Below are 15844 nucleotides of genomic sequence, written 5' to 3' on the forward strand. Positions count from 1 at the left end.
TCATGACATGAAAGCGCTGGACGCCATGACTGCTGCTGTCGAGATGTATACCAGGCCGGGCTGCGGCTATTGTTCCGCGGCGAGGTCGCTGTTGACCCGCAAGAAGGCGGCCTTCACGGAATTCGACGTCGCCAAGAACCCGTCGTGGCGGCAGGAGATGTACGATCGCGCCGGCGAGGGCTCGACCTTCCCGCAGATCTGGATCGGCGGAACCCATGTCGGCGGCTGCGACGACCTCTACGCGCTCGATCGCGAAGGCAAGCTCGACGGCATGCTCGACAGCGTCAAGGCCGTCTCATGAGCGAGAACCGCACGTTCACCGCGGCCATGGTGCAGATGCGCACCGGCCTGCTGCCGGGGCCGAGCCTGGAACAGGCAACCAAACTGATCCGGCAGGCGGCGGCGAACGGCGCCGACTACGTGCAGACGCCCGAAGTCAGCAACATGATGCAGCTGAACCGCAAGGCGCTGTTCGAGCACCTCCAGAGCGAAGAGGATGACAGCTCGCTGAAGGCCTATCGCGCGCTGGCCGCGGAGCTGAAGATCCATCTCCATGTCGGCTCGCTGGCGCTGCGCTTCTCGCCCGAGAAGGCCGTCAACCGCTCCTTCCTGATCGGGCCCGAGGGCAATGTGCTCGCGAGCTACGACAAGATTCACATGTTCGACATCGAGCTGCCGGACGGCGAGAGCTATCGCGAATCCGCCAATTACCAGCCGGGCGAGACGGCCGTGATCTCCGACCTGCCCTGGGGCCGGGTCGGCCTGACGATCTGCTACGATGTCCGTTTCCCTGCGCTCTACCGTGCGCTGGCCGAGAGCGGAGCGTCCTTCATCACCGTGCCTTCGGCCTTCACCCGCAAGACCGGCGAAGCGCATTGGCACGTGCTGCTGCGTTCGCGCGCGATCGAAACCGGCTGCTTCATCTTCGCCGCCGCACAGGCAGGTACCCACGAGAACAAGCGCGAGACCTATGGTCACTCGCTGATCATCGACCCCTGGGGCGAGATCCTCGCCGAGGGCGACGTCGAGCCCGGCATCATCATGGCCCGGATCGACCCGGCCAAGGTCGAGACCGCGCGCCGCGCGATTCCCTCGCTCCAGCATGGCCGGCGCTTCGGCGTCGCCGAGGCCAAGGCCGGGCCCGACCATCTGCATCTCGTGCGGGGATCGGCATGATCCGCTACGCACTGCACTGCGACCGGAACCACGACTTCGAAAGCTGGTTTCAGAGCTCGTCGGCCTATGACCAGCAGGTCAAGCGCAAGCTCGTGACCTGCCCGATCTGCGGCTCGGCCAAGGTCGACAAGGCGATCATGGCACCGCGCATCGTCGGCAAGAAGGGCCGCGGGCGCGCCGCGCCGCCCCCGGAGCCCACCGCGAACGCCACGCCTGCACCCGAGGCTGCACCATCAGCGCCGACCTCGCTCTTGATGGCGCAGGAGCGCGAGCTGCGCACCAAGCTCAAGGAATTGCGCGACCACATCGTCAAGAACGCCGACAATGTCGGTGAGCGTTTCGCCAACGAGGCCCGCGCCATGCATTACGGCGACAAAGAGCACCGTCCGATCTATGGCGAGGCCTCGCCCGAGGAGGCGAAATCGCTGATCGACGAAGGCATCGAGGTCTCGCCGCTGCCGACGCTGCCGGAAGACCGGAATTAAGCGCCCACGAGCACAGCCACACCGACGACGATCAGCGCGATACCCAAAAGCTCGCGCGGCGCGATCGGCTGCTTGAACGAATAATACGCCACGGCCTGCGCGAACAGCACCTCGATCAGCGCCAGCGTGCGGACATTGGCGGCGGCCGTCAGCGCGAACGCCAGGAACCAGAATTGCGAGGCGAAGGCGCCCGTGAAGCCCGCCAGCATCGACGGCCGCCAGAGCCCGAGGATGCCCCGCAACACGTTCGGCGCGCGCCAGAGCAGATAGATCGTCAGCACCAGGGTCTGCACGAACAGGCCGAGCACCAGCGTGAACGACGCCGCCGTCACGAAAGAGACGTCGGGCACATTGATGATGGCGCCGCGAAAGCCGACCGCCGAGAGCGCGAACGCCGCAGCCGCGACGAGGCCGGTGATGGTCGGCTTCAATTCCGCAAAGCTCTTCTCGCCGCCCGGCCGCAGCGCGGTAATGACGACGCCGATCGTGGCGATCACGATCGCCAGCACTTTCAGCCAGGTCAGGTGATCGCCGAGAAAGACGAAGCCGAAGATCGCGGTCTGGATCGCTTCGGTCTTCAGGTACGCCGTCGTCACCACGAAGGAGCGATCGTTCATTGCGAGCAGCATCAACCCGGTGGCGACGATCTGGCTGAGCGCGCCCAGCAGCAGCCACGGCCAGAACGCGGACGGCGGCATGCCGAGGTGATCGCCGGTCGCGACCAGCACCACGCCGAGGAACAGCAGCGAGAACGGAAAGCCGAACAGGAAGCGGATATTGGTCGCGCCCCAGGTCCCCAGCGGCTTCGTCAGCGACCGCTGCATCGCATTGCGCGCGACCTGGCCCAGCGCGGCAATGACGGTGAAGGGAATCCAGAGGCTGGCGATGGTGAGCATGGGGTGGTGGGGCAGGAAAGGATTTGCGACCAACGTGCAAGCTGCAACCCGCGCGGTCAACCGCAGGAATGTCATGGGAGCGATGCTCACACCACAAACTCAATGTCGTCCCTGCGAACGCAGGGACCCATACCGCGGAATCTATCGGTAACAGACGGTATTGGATACGCGGGTTAGCAGCCTCCGCATAACTGCTCCCTGGGGTTATGGGTCCCTGCGTTCGCAGGGACGACAGCGTTTGCTTGGCAGCATCACAGCGTCAAACCAAGAGATCGCTGAGATCACGCCACTCCGGATTGTCCCGCTCGATCAGCTCGATCTTCCAGTCGCGCTTCCAGCGCTTGAGCTGCTTTTCACGAGCGATCGCTTCTTCCGCCCGCTCGTAGGCTTCGGTGTAGACGAGGCGGTGCACACCGTAGCGCTTGACGAACTCCGAGCCTCTGCCGGCGCGATGCTCGTCCAGTCGCTTCTGGAGCGAGTTGGTTATGCCGATGTACAGCGTGCCGTGACGGCGGCTGGCGAGGATGTAGACGTAGTACATGCTCGGAGCGCCTATTCTTGCCAACCACAGCGGCCGGTGGTTATGGGTCCCTGCGTTCGCAGGGACGACACCGCTTTCGGAGTGACAGGTCGCACTTCACCTCCGAGGGCTCACACCATCCCTTCCGCCACCACCATGTAGTTCACGTCCATATCCGACGAGAGCGTCCATTTGTCGGCGAAGGGTGAGTAGACGACGCCGGTCTGCTCGGTGATGACGAGGCGGTTGTCGAGCAGATATTTTGCGAGCTCGTCGGGGGTGACGAACTTGTTCCATTCGTGGGTGCCACGCGGCAGCCAGCGCAGCACGTATTCGGCGCCGACGATGGCGAGCGCGAAGCTCTTCCAGTTCCGGTTCAGCGTCGACACCACCATCAGACCGTTCGGCTTCAGCATCGAGGCGCAGCGCTTCAGGAACATGCCGACGTCGGTGACGTGCTCGACCACTTCCATCGCCAGCACGATGTCGAAGCGCTCGCGCGGGTCGATCTCCTCCACCGTGGTGCAGCGGTAGTCGATCGACAGATGGCTCTTGCCGGCATGCAGCTTGGCGGCGGCGATGTTGCTGGCCGAGGGATCGACGCCGATCACCTGCGCGCCCAGCCGCGACAGCGGCTCGCACAACAGCCCCGCGCCGCAGCCGATGTCGAGCACGCGCAAGCCCCCGAGGCAGTTGAGGCTGCGCACGTTGCGCTCGAACTTGCGGCAGGCGGCGTCGCGGATGTAGCCGAGCCGCAGCGGGTTGATCCGGTGCAGCGGCGCCATCTTGCCCTTGGGGTCCCACCACTCCGCCGAGAGTTTCGAGAATTTCGCGATCTCGGCGGCGTCGACGGTCGAGCCCGGCGGGGCAGAAACGGAAGTATTTTGCTGCATGCTCATGGTTTACGCGCGGTCCTACCGCGTGGTGATCGAACTACGGAAGGCGAGCGGCGAGGCGATGGTCTTGATCGTCTCGATCCCCTCGCCGACGCCGCGAATCGTCACGTCGCCGTAGTTGAGAATACGTCCAAGAATGGTCTGGTCGACATCGACGCTCTCGACCTTATCCAACGCCATTTCAAAAGTGCGGCGCTTGATGAAGCCGGTCTTGTGCACGACGCGGAGGTTGGTGACGTCGGTCTCCGTGGTGAAGCGATGGAACCAGCCCTTGATGGTCCAATACAGGGCCGGCAGCGCCACGAGACCCGCGGCTCCGAGGCAAAGCATAACCAGCCCGTCCGTCGTCGCCTGCCGTGAGAGGACGAGCAGGGCCAGCGCCACGATCCAGGCCACGATGGCCGGAAAATAGAAGATCCAGTGCGCATTGGTCGAATACAACACCCGCTCGCCCGGCTGCAGGATCTCGTCGATATAACGCGCCATGATCTCGGTTAACCCACTCCCCGCACCTGCCCCCGCAGGAACCCGCTTGCCCCCAGCCCCGCCGCTCTGTATACGCGCGGTCGGTATCCGCAAGGCATTCGTCCAGTGCGGTCACCATACTGATCCTTATGAGGGAATGCACGCGTCGTCATGAGCCGCCTCGTGATGAAATTCGGCGGCACGTCCGTCGCCAACATCGAACGTATCCGCAACGTCGCGCGCCATGTGAAGCGCGAGGTCGACGCCGGCCATGAAGTGGCCGTGGTCGTCTCGGCGATGTCCGGCAAGACCAACGAGCTGGTGGCCTGGTGCACCGAGGCCTCGCCCATGCACGACGCGCGCGAATACGACGCCGTCGTCGCCTCCGGCGAGCAGGTGACGTCGGGCCTGCTGGCCATCGTGCTCCAGGGCATGGGCATCCAGGCCCGCTCCTGGCAGGGCTGGCAGATCCCGATCAAGACCAGCGACGCCCATGCCTCGGCCCGGATCGAGGACATCGACGGCAGCGAGATCATCAAGCGCTTTAGGGAGCGCAAGGAGGTCGCGGTCATCGCCGGCTTCCAGGGCATCAACCCCGAGACCAATCGCATCACCACGCTCGGCCGTGGCGGCTCCGACACCTCGGCCGTGGCCGTCGCCGCTGCCGTCAAGGCAGACCGCTGCGACATCTATACCGACGTCGACGGTGTCTACACCACCGACCCGCGAATCGTGCCGAAGGCCAAGCGGCTCGACAAGATCGCATTCGAGGACATGCTGGAACTGGCGTCGCAGGGCGCCAAGGTGCTCCAGGTCCGCTCGGTGGAACTCGGCATGGTCCACAACATGCCGATCTTCGTCCGCTCGAGCTTCGACAAGCCCGAGGATATCGACCCGCATGCCAACCAGCCGCCCGGCACGCTGATCTGCAGCGAGGAGGAGATCATGGAAAGCCACGTCGTCACCGGTATCGCCTTCTCCAAGGACGAGGCCCAGATCTCGGTGCGCCAGATCGAGGACAAGCCGGGTGTGGCCGCCTCGATCTTCGGCCCGCTGGCGGATGCCAACATCAATGTCGACATGATCGTTCAGAACGTGTCCGAGGACGGCAAGACCACCGACCTCACCTTCACAGTGCCGGCCGCCGACTACACCCGCGCCAAGGACACGATTACCGCCGCCAAGTCCAAGATCGGCTATAGCAGGCTCGACACCGCCACCGACGTCGCCAAGATCTCGGTGATCGGCAGCGGCATGCGCAGCCATGCCGGGGTCGCCGCCCAGGCGTTCTCGGCCCTCGCGGGGCGGAATATCAACATCCGGGCCATTACAACCTCCGAGATCAAATTCTCGGTGTTGATCGACACCGCCTATACCGAGCTTGCGGTACGCACCCTGCACACGCTCTACGGCCTCGATCACACTTAGGCTAATTTTCTCTTAGCGGTCGCAGCAAACGCTGAAGTCCCCACACATTCGCGTTTGGCAGGCGTTTTGCTTGGCAAAACAAGCCCCAATTCGCTATAGGGCGGACAGGGTGGGCTGCCATAAACTGTGCCCCAGTTGAGGTGGTGCCGATTCGGCACAAGCGCCAAATCTGAGGAAGATTTGGGGCCTGGCCGGTGCCGGACGAGCAAGCTTATTGTTTTTCTGGAGTTCTGGGCGAGCCGCCGGCGGTCCTTTCGGGCCCGGCAGACGGAGGAGGTTGACGGTTCATGCGGAGCGCGTCGGGAGGTCCCCGCGTCTTGTTGAGACGGCTCCGCGAAACCATGGCGGAGCAGGTCTCGGCCCAGGAGCGGCTGGACAAGATCGTGGTGCTGATCGCCGCCAACATGGTGGCCGAGGTGTGCTCGGTCTACGTGCTGCGCATCGACAACACGCTGGAGCTCTACGCCACCGAGGGTCTCAATCGCGAGGCGGTGCACCACACCGTGCTCAGCGCCCATGAGGGCCTGGTCGGCCTCGTTGCCAGCGAGGCGACGCCGCTCAATTTGAGCGACGCGCAGAGCCATCCCGCCTTCTCGTTCCGCCCCGAGACCGGTGAAGAGATCTACCACTCCTTCCTCGGCGTGCCGATCCTGCGGGCCGGCAACACGCTTGGCGTGCTGGTGGTGCAGAACCGCGCCAAGCGTAACTATGTCGAGGAGGAGCTCGAGGCGCTCCAGACCACCGCCATGGTGCTGGCGGAGCTGATCGCCTCGGGCGAGCTCTCCGCGCTGGCGCAGCCCGGCCAGGAGCCTGCGGCGCGCCATTCCGCGCAGAAGGTCGGCGCCATCCTGTCGGAAGGCATCGCGCTCGGCCATGTCGTGCTGCACGAGCCGCGCGTCGTCATCAAGGACTACATCGCCGAGGACCTGCCGAAGGAGATCAAGCGGCTCGACACCGCGCTCGCCAAGCTGCGCGCCGATCTCGACCGCATGCTGGAGCGCGGCGACGTCGCCGAAGGCGGCGAGCACCGCGAGGTGCTGGAAGCCTACCGCATGTTCGCCAACGACCAGGGCTGGTCGCACAAGCTGCACGAGGCCGTCGCCACCGGCCTCACCGCGGAGGCCGCGGTGGAGCGCGTGCAGTCCGACACCCGCGCGCGCATGCTGCGCTCGACCGATCCGTATCTGCGCGACCGCCTGCACGACCTCGAAGATCTCGGCTATCGCCTGATGCGGCAGCTGGTCGGTCAGGACCACGCGCCGTCGCGCGAGCAGCTGCCAGACAACGCCATCGTCATTGCCCGCGCCATGGGCCCGGCGGCGCTGCTCGACTACGACCGCAAGCGCCTGCGGGGCATCGTGCTGGAGGAAGGCACTGCCAACTCCCACGTCTCGATCGTGGCGCGCGCGCTGGGCATCCCTGCGGTCGGCGAAGTGCCGAACGCGCCCGGCATCGCCGATCCCGGCGACGCCATCATCGTCGACGGCACCTCCGGCTCGATCTACGTGCGGCCCTCGCAGGAAATCGAGGCCGCCTTCGCCGAGCGCGTGCGCTTCCGCGCCCGCCGTCAGGCACAGTACCTGGCGCTGCGCGACCGGCCCTGCGTCACCAAAGACGGCCAGAAGGTCGAGCTGATGATCAACGCAGGTCTTGCCATCGACCTGCCGCATATCGAGGACACCGGCAGCGCCGGCATCGGCCTGTTTCGCACCGAGCTGCAATTCATGGTCGGCCAGAGCCTGCCGCGCACCAGCGACCAGCTCGCGCTCTATCGCACCGTGCTCGATGCCGCCGGTACCAAACCCGTCACCTTCCGCACGCTCGATATCGGCGGCGACAAGGCGCTGCCCTATATGGAAGCCGTGATCGAGGAAAATCCCGCGCTCGGCTGGCGTGCGATCCGGCTCGGGCTCGATCGTCCCGGCCTGCTGCGCGGCCAGATCCGCGCGCTCTTGCGCGCCGGGGGCGGCCGTTCGCTGAAGATCATGTTCCCGATGATCTCGGAAGTCGCCGAGTTCGATTCGGCGAAGGCCCTGGTCGAGCGCGAGCTGACTTATCTGCGCCAGCATGGTCACACGCTGCCCGAAAGAATCGACATCGGCACCATGGTCGAGGTGCCGGCGCTGCTCTATCAGCTCGACGAGCTCTTGAGGAAAGTGGACTTCATCTCGGTCGGATCCAACGATCTGTTCCAGTTCCTGTTCGCGGTCGACCGCGGCAACGCCAAGGTCTCCGAGCGCTTCGACACCATGTCGGCGCCGATCCTGCGCGCGCTGCGCGACATCGCGCGCAAATCCGATGCGGCGAAGAAGTCGCTCTCGCTTTGCGGCGAGATGGCCTCCAAGCCGCTCGGCGCGCTGGCGCTGATTGCCCTCGGCTATCGCTCGCTGTCGCTCTCGGCGACAGCCCTTGGCCCGGTCAAGGCCATGGTGCTCGACCTCGATGCCAAGAAAGCCGAGGCGATGCTCGCGCCGCTGCTGGACGCGCCCGCCGGCAGCGTCTCGATCCGGCAGAAGCTGACGGAATTTGCCGAGGCCGAAGGCCTGGCGTTGTAGCGGGCCTGTCTCCGCTCCCTGCCGCCTCGCCTCCTTCCGCCATTCGAGACTGAACCGATGTCGTCACTCCCCGAAGCCAAACTGGACGTCCTGCTCGCCCACCACGCCTCGCTCGAGGCCGAATCGCTGGGCCAGCTCGCCTCCGAGCGCTACGTGCAGATCACGCGCGAGCTCGCCGAGATCACGCCGCTGATCGAGCTGGTGAAGGCCTATCGCTCCGCCGTGAAAGAACTTGCCGACACCGAGGCACTGATCGCCGATCCCGCAACCGATCCCGAGATGCGCAGCATGGCGGAAGCCGAGCGCGACGAGCTCGCGCCAAAGATCGAGGAGCTGGTCCAGCAGATCCGCGTCGCGCTGCTGCCCAAGGACGCCATGGACGACCGTAACGTGATGCTGGAGATCCGCGCCGGCACCGGCGGTGACGAGGCCTCGCTGTTCGCCGGCGATCTGTTCCGGATGTACGAGCGCTTCGCCAGCCTTCAGGGCTGGAAGGTCGAGGTGATCTCGGCCAGCGAAGGCACCGTCGGCGGCTACAAGGAAATCATCGCGGAGGTGCAGGGCCGCGGCGCGTTCTCCAAGCTCAAATTCGAATCCGGCGTACACCGCGTGCAGCGCGTGCCCGACACCGAGACGCAGGGACGCATCCATACCTCCGCGGCGACGGTCGCGGTGCTGCCGGAGGTCGAGGATGTCGACGTCGACATCAAGACCGAGGATTTGCGCATCGAGACCATGCGCGCGCAAGGTGCGGGCGGGCAGCACGTCAACAAGACCGAATCGGCGATCCGCATCACCCACATCCCGACCGGCATCGTGGTGATGATGCAGGACAGCCGCTCACAGCACAAGAACCGCGCCTCGGCCATGAACATCCTGCGCTCGCGCATCTACGACGCCGAGCGCCAGCGCGTCGACGCCGCCCGCTCGGCCGAGCGCAAGGAGAAGGTCGGCTCCGGAGACCGCTCCGAGCGCATCCGCACCTACAATTTTCCGCAAGGGCGCGTCACCGACCATCGCATCAATTTGACGCTCTATAAGCTGCCGCAGGTGATCGCGGGCGAAGCGCTCGGCGAATTGATCGATGCACTGACCACCGAGCACCAGGCCGCGCAGCTCGCCGCGCAGGGCGCGGCGGCGTGACCCAGAACAATCCCTTCACCGCACAGCCCATCGAGAGCGCGCGGCGCGCGCTGGCTGCGAAGTTGAAAGCGGCGCGGCTGGACGAGGCGGAGCTCGACGCGCGCATCCTGCTCGGCGCTGTGCTCGGCCTCGACCTCACCGGCCTGGTCGCGCAGGCAGCCCGCCCCCTCACCGCGGCCGAAGCGTCGCGATTGGTGGAGCACGCAGAACGCCGCATCGCCGGCGAGCCGGTTGCACGCATTCTCGGGACACGCGAATTCTGGGGCCTGCCCTTCCGACTGTCCGAGGCGACGCTGGTGCCGCGTCCCGACACCGAGACGGTGGTCGAGCTTGCGCTCGAAATCCTTCGCGAACGGCCAACATCCCATCCGCCGCGGATCGCCGACATCGGCACCGGATCCGGCGCGATCCTGCTCGCGCTGCTGCACGACATCCCTGATGCCTTCGGCGTCGGTACCGACCTCAGCCTGACCGCGCTCGTCACCGCCAGGGACAATGCCACGTCTCTCGGCCTCGCCGGCCGCGCCGCCTTCGTCGCCTGCTCCTATGCGGCCGCGCTCTCCGGCCCGTTCGATCTTATCGTGTCGAACCCGCCCTATATTCCCTCGGCCGAAATCCCGAAACTCAGCGTCGAGGTACGCGAGCACGATCCACATCTGGCGCTGGACGGCGGCAATGACGGATACGACGCCTATCGGGTCCTGATCCCGCAGGCGAGCGAGCGCCTCGCCGCTGGCGGTGCGCTGATCGTCGAGGCCGGACAGGGCCAGGCCCGAAATATTGAAACCTTGATGGTGGGTGCCGCGTTATCGGTGGACAGGCCACCCAAGGCCGACCTGGCGGGCATTCCGCGAGCCGTATCAGCCCGAAAAATGCCCCCATAAAAGCCGGATTGGCTTGCAAAAAGCTCTTGGAATATCCCGTGGGAACGACTACGTTCCGGTCAACACATCGGTGCCGGCCCCGTAGACCTACGGGTGAAAGCCGGGCTCTCGGGCGAGAGCTTTACTGATTATAGGTTCCAAGCCGCAGGTCCTGTTGAGCGCGATGGCCAGTGGAGCTGCGCTGCTCTCCGACCGCAACGTGAACGAAAGCCAGATATTGCGCTTGAAGACTAACGCAAGAAAGCTGGGCTTGTTTCGGCAGGCGATATGAATGGGTTCGCTGGCAATGAATGCTGGCGGGTGGGGAACGCGTCTTTGTTGAACGCGACGGTCGACAAACATCGGCAGGGTTCAGGCCGCTTTTGCGCGCGGTGCGCGCGAGAGCTGTGAACCGCTGTCACCAGGTCACTCCTAGCAATCAGTAATGCGTGCAACCTTTAGGGCTGGAATTAAAGGCAGGACATGAGAAACGGTCAGAACAAGCAGCGGATGCGCAACCGCAACAACAATAACAACAACAACCGGCGCGGCCAGAACCCGATGACCCGGGTCTACGAATCCAACGGACCCGACATCAAGATCCGCGGCACGGCCTCGCACATCGCCGAGAAGTATCTCCAGCTCGCGCGCGATGCGCGCTCCTCCGGCGACCCCGTTGCGGCCGAGAACTACTACCAGCATGCCGAGCATTATTTCCGCCTGATCGCGGCCGCCCAGGAGCAGTTCCGCCAGAACCAGCAGCCTCGCGGTGACGAGCCTGTCAGCAACAGCAGCGGCGAGGACAGCGAGGACGACGGCGAGAATTTCTCGGCCTTCGGCCAGGAGCCGGGTTTCGTCCCGCAGCCGCAGCAGCAGCCTTTCATGCGCGACCGCGACGGCCAGCGCGAGCATCACCAGCGTGATCACCAGCAGCGCGACAATCAGCCCTATCAACGCGAGCAGCAGCAGCCGCGCGAACACCGCGAACGCGACCATCGTCCGCAACCGCAATATCAGCCGCAGCCGCAACCTGCGAACCAGCCGCAGCCCGTCATCGCCGATGCCGGCAGCGTCGATCGCCTGCCGTCCTTCATCACCGGCGCACAGCCGCAAGTGAATGTCGGCGCGAGTGGCGGCCAGGGCGGCTTCGAGGGCGGCGGTGGTGGCGAGCGCTATCCAAGGCGACGTCGCCGGCCGCATGGCCCGCGCCCCGAGCGAGAGGCCGCCCCCGTCGCATCCAGCGACGAAGTGGCTCCCGGCGAGTAAGCTTCGACTAATTTTCCGAACTGCATCGTCCCGGCCTCGCCGGGACGATTTGTTTTTGACGATCGATGTCGGCCGGGCACAGACCCACGTCTCCCGTAGGGAAAGGTGAAGCTAACTGCGCGTCGCCGTCGTCGAGGACGGCACCAGCACGGGCTTCGCCAGCGAGGGAATCAGCCGCGCCCGCTCGCGCTTGGCGGGGATCGCACGATAGACCTGCTTGGTGGCCTCGACGATGTGCACGCCGGCAAAGGGCAGCGACAGCGCAGCACCGGCGCGCTCCCACATCTGCGCCGATTTCAACACCCAGCCGCCGGCATAAGGCGGCATGAACAGCGCCTCGCCCCAGGCGGTCGGCGTGAACCAGGTCTGGCGCAGGAGCTCGGTGATCTGCGAGCGCGAATAGGGCCGGCCATGGCCGAACGGCGTGCTGTCGGTGCGGGTCCACACCCCGCGCCGATTCGGGATCACGGCGATGACGCGTCCCGAGGGCGACAGCACGCGCCACACCTCGCGCAGCAGTGCGGCCGGATCATCCGACATCTCCAGCGCGTGAACCAGGAGGATGCGGTCGATCGCGGCGTCAGGAAGCGGCAGCGAGAATTCGTCGACCAGCGAGGCCAGCGCCGGCCGCCCCGTCGGCCATTTCAGGACACCCTGGGCCGCCGGCATGAACGCGATGCAGCGCTCGGCGTCCTCGCGGAACAGCCCGAGATAGGGCGTGGGATAGCCGATGCCGAGCACGCGCTGGCCCTCGGCGCGCGGCCAGCGCTCCCTGATGCCGCGATTGATCATTTGCCGCGCCACGATCCCGAGGCGGCGGGAATAGAACTCGCGGAGGTCGACGACGTCGATGGTCATGACCGCAATGTAACATGCGCGAGGCCGCCGCCGCGCGCGGAATATTGCATTGCCTGCGCAACGCTAACGCCATATTTGTCTGGCGGGGCTGAGCGCGATGGAGATGTCATGGCCGCCGAAATTCGTACTTTCACCTGTTTAAACGACAATTTCGGTTATCTGGTCCACGATGTGGAAACCAAGGCGACGGCGTCGATCGACGCACCGGAGGCCGGCCCGATTCTCAAGGCGCTGGAGCGCGAGGGCTGGCAGCTCACCGACATCCTGATCACCCATCATCATGGCGATCATGTCGGCGGGGTCGCCGAACTCAAGCAGAAATTCAATTGCCGCGTCGTCGCGCCGCACGACAAGACCACTGAGATTGCCAACGTCGATCTGCGCGTCGCCAATGCCGACGTGGTCAAGATCGGTGCCCTGCTCGGGCGCGTCGTGGAGACGCCCGGCCACACGCTCGACCACATCTCCTACGTGTTCGACAATGAGAAGACGGTGTTCGCCGCCGACACGCTGTTCTCGATCGGCTGCGGCCGCGTGTTCGAGGGCACCTATCCGATGATGTGGGATTCGCTATTGAAGCTGCGCGCCCTGCCCGACGACTTCAAGCTCTATTGCGGCCACGAATACACCGCCTCCAACGTCAAGTTCGCGCTCACCATCGAGCCTGACAACGCGGCGCTCCAGGCGCGCGCGGCGGAGGTTGCCAAGCTGCGGGCGGAGAACAAGCCGACCATTCCCTCGCTGCTCGGTGAGGAGAAGCGCGCAAACGTATTTCTCCGGGCCGACGATCCCGCGGTTGCGGCCAAGCTGCACATGAAGGGTGCTGATGCCGCCGCGGTGTTCGGCGAGCTGCGCGAGCGCAAGAATAAATCCTAGAGAGCAAGTCCTGACGGGATCAATGCCGACCGCAGCCGAGATCATCGCGCGCCTCGAACTCCGACCGCATCCCGAAGGCGGGCACTATCGAGAGACGTTTCGCGACCAGACTACGGATGCCAACGGGCGCTCGCGCTCGACCTCGATCTATTTCCTGCTCGCGCGCGGCGAACGCTCGCACTGGCATCGCATCGACGCGGTCGAGACCTGGCATTATTACGCCGGCAGCCCGCTGACGCTGCGCGTCGCGCATGACGGTTGCTCCCGGCACGAGGTGCGGCTCGGCACGGACCTGGTCGGCGGCGAGCGGCCGCAGGCGATCGTGCCGGCCAATGCCTGGCAGATGGCGGAGACGACGGGCGAATGGACCCTGGTCGGCTGCACCGTCGCACCGGCCTTCGAGTTCGCGAAATTCGAGCTCGCGCCGAGCGGCTGGGAGCCTTAGGCCTCGTTCACCGCTTCCGCAGCACCATGTCCTTGGCCGCGATCAGGCCGCCGCCGGCGATCAGGATCGCGGCGAGGGCGATGTTGGCGCTGGCTTTTGCAAAGCCGGCGGCGATGAGAAAGCCCGTCGAGAGCAAAGGCGTCGCGTAGGAGGCGGCGCCGAGCACGCGGATGTCGCCGCGCTTCATGCCGATGTCCCAGGCATAGAAGGCGGCACCGACCGGGCCGATGCCGAGTGCGACCACGGAGAGCCATTGCAGCGTGGTTTCCGGCCAGATCGTGGTCTCGAGGGCAAGATGCATCAGCGCGGCGAGCACTGACGTGGCGAGACAGAAGCCGGCGACCGCATCGGTCGGCACCGCTTTCAACCGCCGCGACGACACCGAATAGATCGCCCACACGAAGGCGGCGATGAAGGCCGCGACCAGCCCTGGCACCGCTCCCGGCGCAAAGCCTGAGGTATTGCCGGCGAACAGCAGCACGGTACCGACGAGACCGAGCACGGCGCCAATGATGTGATGCATGGCAAGCCGCTCGCCGGGCAGAAAGGACGAGAACAGCACGATCAGCAGCGGCCAGAGATAATTCAACAGACCGGCTTCCGCCGGCGGCGCGAAGCGCAGCGCGAGGAAATAGAGCGCGTGATAGCCGAACAGACCGCCGACGCCGACGGCCCAGACGATGGGCGGCTGACGCAGGCTCTTTGCCGCTTCGCCGCGCCCGATCCAGGTGAGCAGGCCGACGAGGCCGCCGATCGCAAAGGTCATCGCGGCGAGTTGGAACGCCGGAATCCTTCCGGTCGCCACCGTCATCACGGACAGCAGCGACCACATCAGAATCGCGGTCAGTCCGATCAGCGTCGCGGTGCGGGGAGTCATCGGCCCAATGTTTCCGTCATGGCCGGGCTTGTCCCGGCCATCCACGTTCTTTCGTGGCGACGGCTGTTGTAAGGCCGTGGATGCCCGGGACAAGCCCGGGCATGACGATGTGGGAAATATCCGCCCGCGTGTGATGCGATCGCATCACGCCTGATACTGGCCGCCATTGATGGTCATGGTCGATCCGGTGATGAAGCCGGCCTCATCGGCCGCCAGGAACACGACGGCGCGCGCGATCTCCTCGGGCTCGCCGAGCCGGCTGACCGGGATCTGCGGGATCACGTTCTTTTCCAGGACGTCCTTCGGCACCGCCTGCACCATTTCGGTGTTGATATAGCCGGGGCAGATCGCGTTCACGGTGATGCCGCCCTTGGCGTTCTCGAGCGCGAGCGCCTTGGTGAATCCGATGTCGCCGGCCTTCGCCGCGGAATAGTTGACCTGGCCGAACTGGCCCTTCTGGCCGTTGATCGACGAGATCGAGATGATGCGGCCGAACTTGCGCGAACGCATGCCCTCGATCACCTGGCGCGTCATGTTGAACAGCGAGCCGAGATTGGTGTTGATGACGGCGTTCCACTGGTCGAGCGTCATCTTGTGGAAGGCGGTGTCGCGGGTGATTCCGGCATTGTTGACGAGCACCTCGATCGGCCCGAGATCAGCCTCGACCTTCTTCACGCCCTCCGCGCAGGCGTCGAAATTGCTGACGTCCCATTTATAGACCGCGATGCCGGTCTCGGCCTTGAACTTCTCCGCCGCCGCATCGTTGCCGGCATAGCTCGCCGCAACGTTGTAACCGGCCGCCTTCAGCGCCTTGCTGATCGCCGCACCGATGCCCCGCGTACCACCCGTGACCAATGCAACACGTGCCATGTCGTATTCCTTCCCTTGGAGTCTTCGGACGTTTCTGAATGATCGTTTTTAGCTGGGGATTATGCGGGACGTTTGACGGACATCAAGAACAAAACGCCCGGCGTTGAGCCGGGCGTTTCTCTTTAGTCGAGGCCTGCGCAGTTGCGAAGAATATTTGATTTGCAACCGCCGCCTTTTTAGTCGCGTGCAACGCACTCACCGACGTGTGCAGCGCACCCGTCAGCT

17 protein-coding genes are annotated in these 15844 nt (G+C 65.2%); 10 read left to right on the forward strand and 7 right to left on the reverse strand.

All coding sequences use genetic code 11. The features are described 5' to 3' along the window. The first annotated feature begins 25 nt into the window (after window positions 1-25). The 3 genes from grxC to SE91_RS29960 are packed head-to-tail and all read left to right on the forward strand — an operon-like array spanning window position 26 to window position 1661. Entirely contained in the window at window positions 26-301 is a 276-nt protein-coding gene (gene grxC / locus SE91_RS29950) for a glutaredoxin 3 (RefSeq protein WP_061851406.1), read from the forward strand. Continuing rightward, window positions 298-1176 carry a carbon-nitrogen hydrolase family protein gene (locus tag SE91_RS29955; RefSeq protein ID WP_061850215.1) on the forward strand — a complete coding sequence of 293 codons (879 nt, stop codon included), beginning with the start codon at window positions 298-300 and terminating at the stop codon, window positions 1174-1176. Before grxC ends, SE91_RS29955 begins: the two co-directional genes overlap by 4 nt. Next, complete coding sequence (locus tag SE91_RS29960; RefSeq protein WP_061850216.1) at window positions 1173-1661, forward strand: DUF1178 family protein; 489 nt, start codon at window positions 1173-1175, stop codon at window positions 1659-1661. Before SE91_RS29955 ends, SE91_RS29960 begins: the two co-directional genes overlap by 4 nt. On the opposite strand, the gene SE91_RS29965 is transcribed toward SE91_RS29960, so the two are convergent. The 4 genes from SE91_RS29965 to SE91_RS29980 form a co-directional block, all read right to left on the reverse strand. Continuing rightward, window positions 1658-2557, reverse strand: coding sequence for an EamA family transporter (locus tag SE91_RS29965; RefSeq protein WP_061850217.1), 900 nt, complete (start codon window positions 2555-2557; stop codon window positions 1658-1660). The genes SE91_RS29960 and SE91_RS29965 overlap by 4 nt on opposite strands. A 259-nt stretch (window positions 2558-2816) precedes the next feature. After that, on the reverse strand, window positions 2817-3098 hold the full coding sequence (locus SE91_RS29970) for a GIY-YIG nuclease family protein (RefSeq protein WP_061850218.1): 282 nt from the start codon (window positions 3096-3098) through the stop codon (window positions 2817-2819). A gap of 110 nt (window positions 3099-3208) precedes the next feature. Then, complete coding sequence (gene ubiG / locus SE91_RS29975; RefSeq protein WP_061850219.1) at window positions 3209-3976, reverse strand: bifunctional 2-polyprenyl-6-hydroxyphenol methylase/3-demethylubiquinol 3-O-methyltransferase UbiG; 768 nt, start codon at window positions 3974-3976, stop codon at window positions 3209-3211. A 15-nt stretch (window positions 3977-3991) separates the two neighbouring features. Further along, window positions 3992-4459, reverse strand: coding sequence for a PH domain-containing protein (locus SE91_RS29980; protein ID WP_008542021.1), 468 nt, complete (start codon window positions 4457-4459; stop codon window positions 3992-3994). Between the two features lie 150 nt (window positions 4460-4609). Between SE91_RS29980 and SE91_RS29985 the strand changes: the two genes are divergently transcribed. From SE91_RS29985 to SE91_RS30005, 5 genes are all read left to right on the forward strand, one after another. Continuing rightward, window positions 4610-5866 carry an aspartate kinase gene (locus SE91_RS29985; RefSeq protein ID WP_008542019.1) on the forward strand — a complete coding sequence of 419 codons (1257 nt, stop codon included), beginning with the start codon at window positions 4610-4612 and terminating at the stop codon, window positions 5864-5866. Window positions 5867-6153: 287 nt separating this feature from the next. Further along, window positions 6154-8421: a phosphoenolpyruvate--protein phosphotransferase gene (gene ptsP / locus SE91_RS29990; protein WP_060734569.1), complete on the forward strand. Its 2268-nt coding sequence runs from the start codon at window positions 6154-6156 to the stop codon at window positions 8419-8421. A 57-nt stretch (window positions 8422-8478) separates the two neighbouring features. Continuing rightward, window positions 8479-9564 (forward strand): peptide chain release factor 1, encoded by a 1086-nt coding sequence (gene prfA / locus SE91_RS29995; protein WP_061850220.1) that lies wholly within the window; start codon window positions 8479-8481, stop codon window positions 9562-9564. Next, a complete protein-coding gene (gene prmC, locus SE91_RS30000; protein WP_061850221.1) occupies window positions 9561-10448 on the forward strand; it encodes a peptide chain release factor N(5)-glutamine methyltransferase in 888 nt (295 codons plus the stop codon). The genes prfA and prmC overlap by 4 nt, the downstream gene beginning before the upstream one ends. Before the next feature lie 462 nt (window positions 10449-10910). Then, complete coding sequence (locus SE91_RS30005; protein WP_008542004.1) at window positions 10911-11693, forward strand: DUF4167 domain-containing protein; 783 nt, start codon at window positions 10911-10913, stop codon at window positions 11691-11693. A 111-nt stretch (window positions 11694-11804) separates the two neighbouring features. Here SE91_RS30005 and SE91_RS30010 read toward each other — a convergent pair whose 3' ends face one another. Beyond that, entirely contained in the window at window positions 11805-12551 is a 747-nt protein-coding gene (locus SE91_RS30010; protein WP_060734568.1) for a methyltransferase domain-containing protein, read from the reverse strand. A 108-nt stretch (window positions 12552-12659) separates the two neighbouring features. Here SE91_RS30010 and gloB point away from each other — a divergent pair, with 108 nt between their 5' ends. Together gloB and SE91_RS30020 are read left to right on the forward strand one after the other, a co-directional pair. After that, entirely contained in the window at window positions 12660-13427 is a 768-nt protein-coding gene (gene gloB, locus SE91_RS30015) for a hydroxyacylglutathione hydrolase (protein ID WP_061850222.1), read from the forward strand. A gap of 22 nt (window positions 13428-13449) precedes the next feature. Beyond that, window positions 13450-13872 carry a cupin domain-containing protein gene (locus SE91_RS30020; protein ID WP_061850223.1) on the forward strand — a complete coding sequence of 141 codons (423 nt, stop codon included), beginning with the start codon at window positions 13450-13452 and terminating at the stop codon, window positions 13870-13872. Window positions 13873-13879: 7 nt separating this feature from the next. Here the strand turns inward: SE91_RS30020 and yddG are convergent, their stop codons facing one another. Beyond that, window positions 13880-14749: an aromatic amino acid exporter YddG gene (gene yddG / locus SE91_RS30025; protein ID WP_061850224.1), complete on the reverse strand. Its 870-nt coding sequence runs from the start codon at window positions 14747-14749 to the stop codon at window positions 13880-13882. 144 nt (window positions 14750-14893) lie between these two features. Continuing rightward, entirely contained in the window at window positions 14894-15619 is a 726-nt protein-coding gene (gene phbB / locus SE91_RS30030) for an acetoacetyl-CoA reductase (RefSeq protein WP_061850225.1), read from the reverse strand. Window positions 15620-15844: the final 225 nt, after the last annotated feature.

Origin of the sequence: Bradyrhizobium sp. DOA1, from assembly GCF_001593325.1 — a bacterium.
Taxonomy (GTDB): Bacteria; Pseudomonadota; Alphaproteobacteria; order Rhizobiales; family Xanthobacteraceae; genus Bradyrhizobium.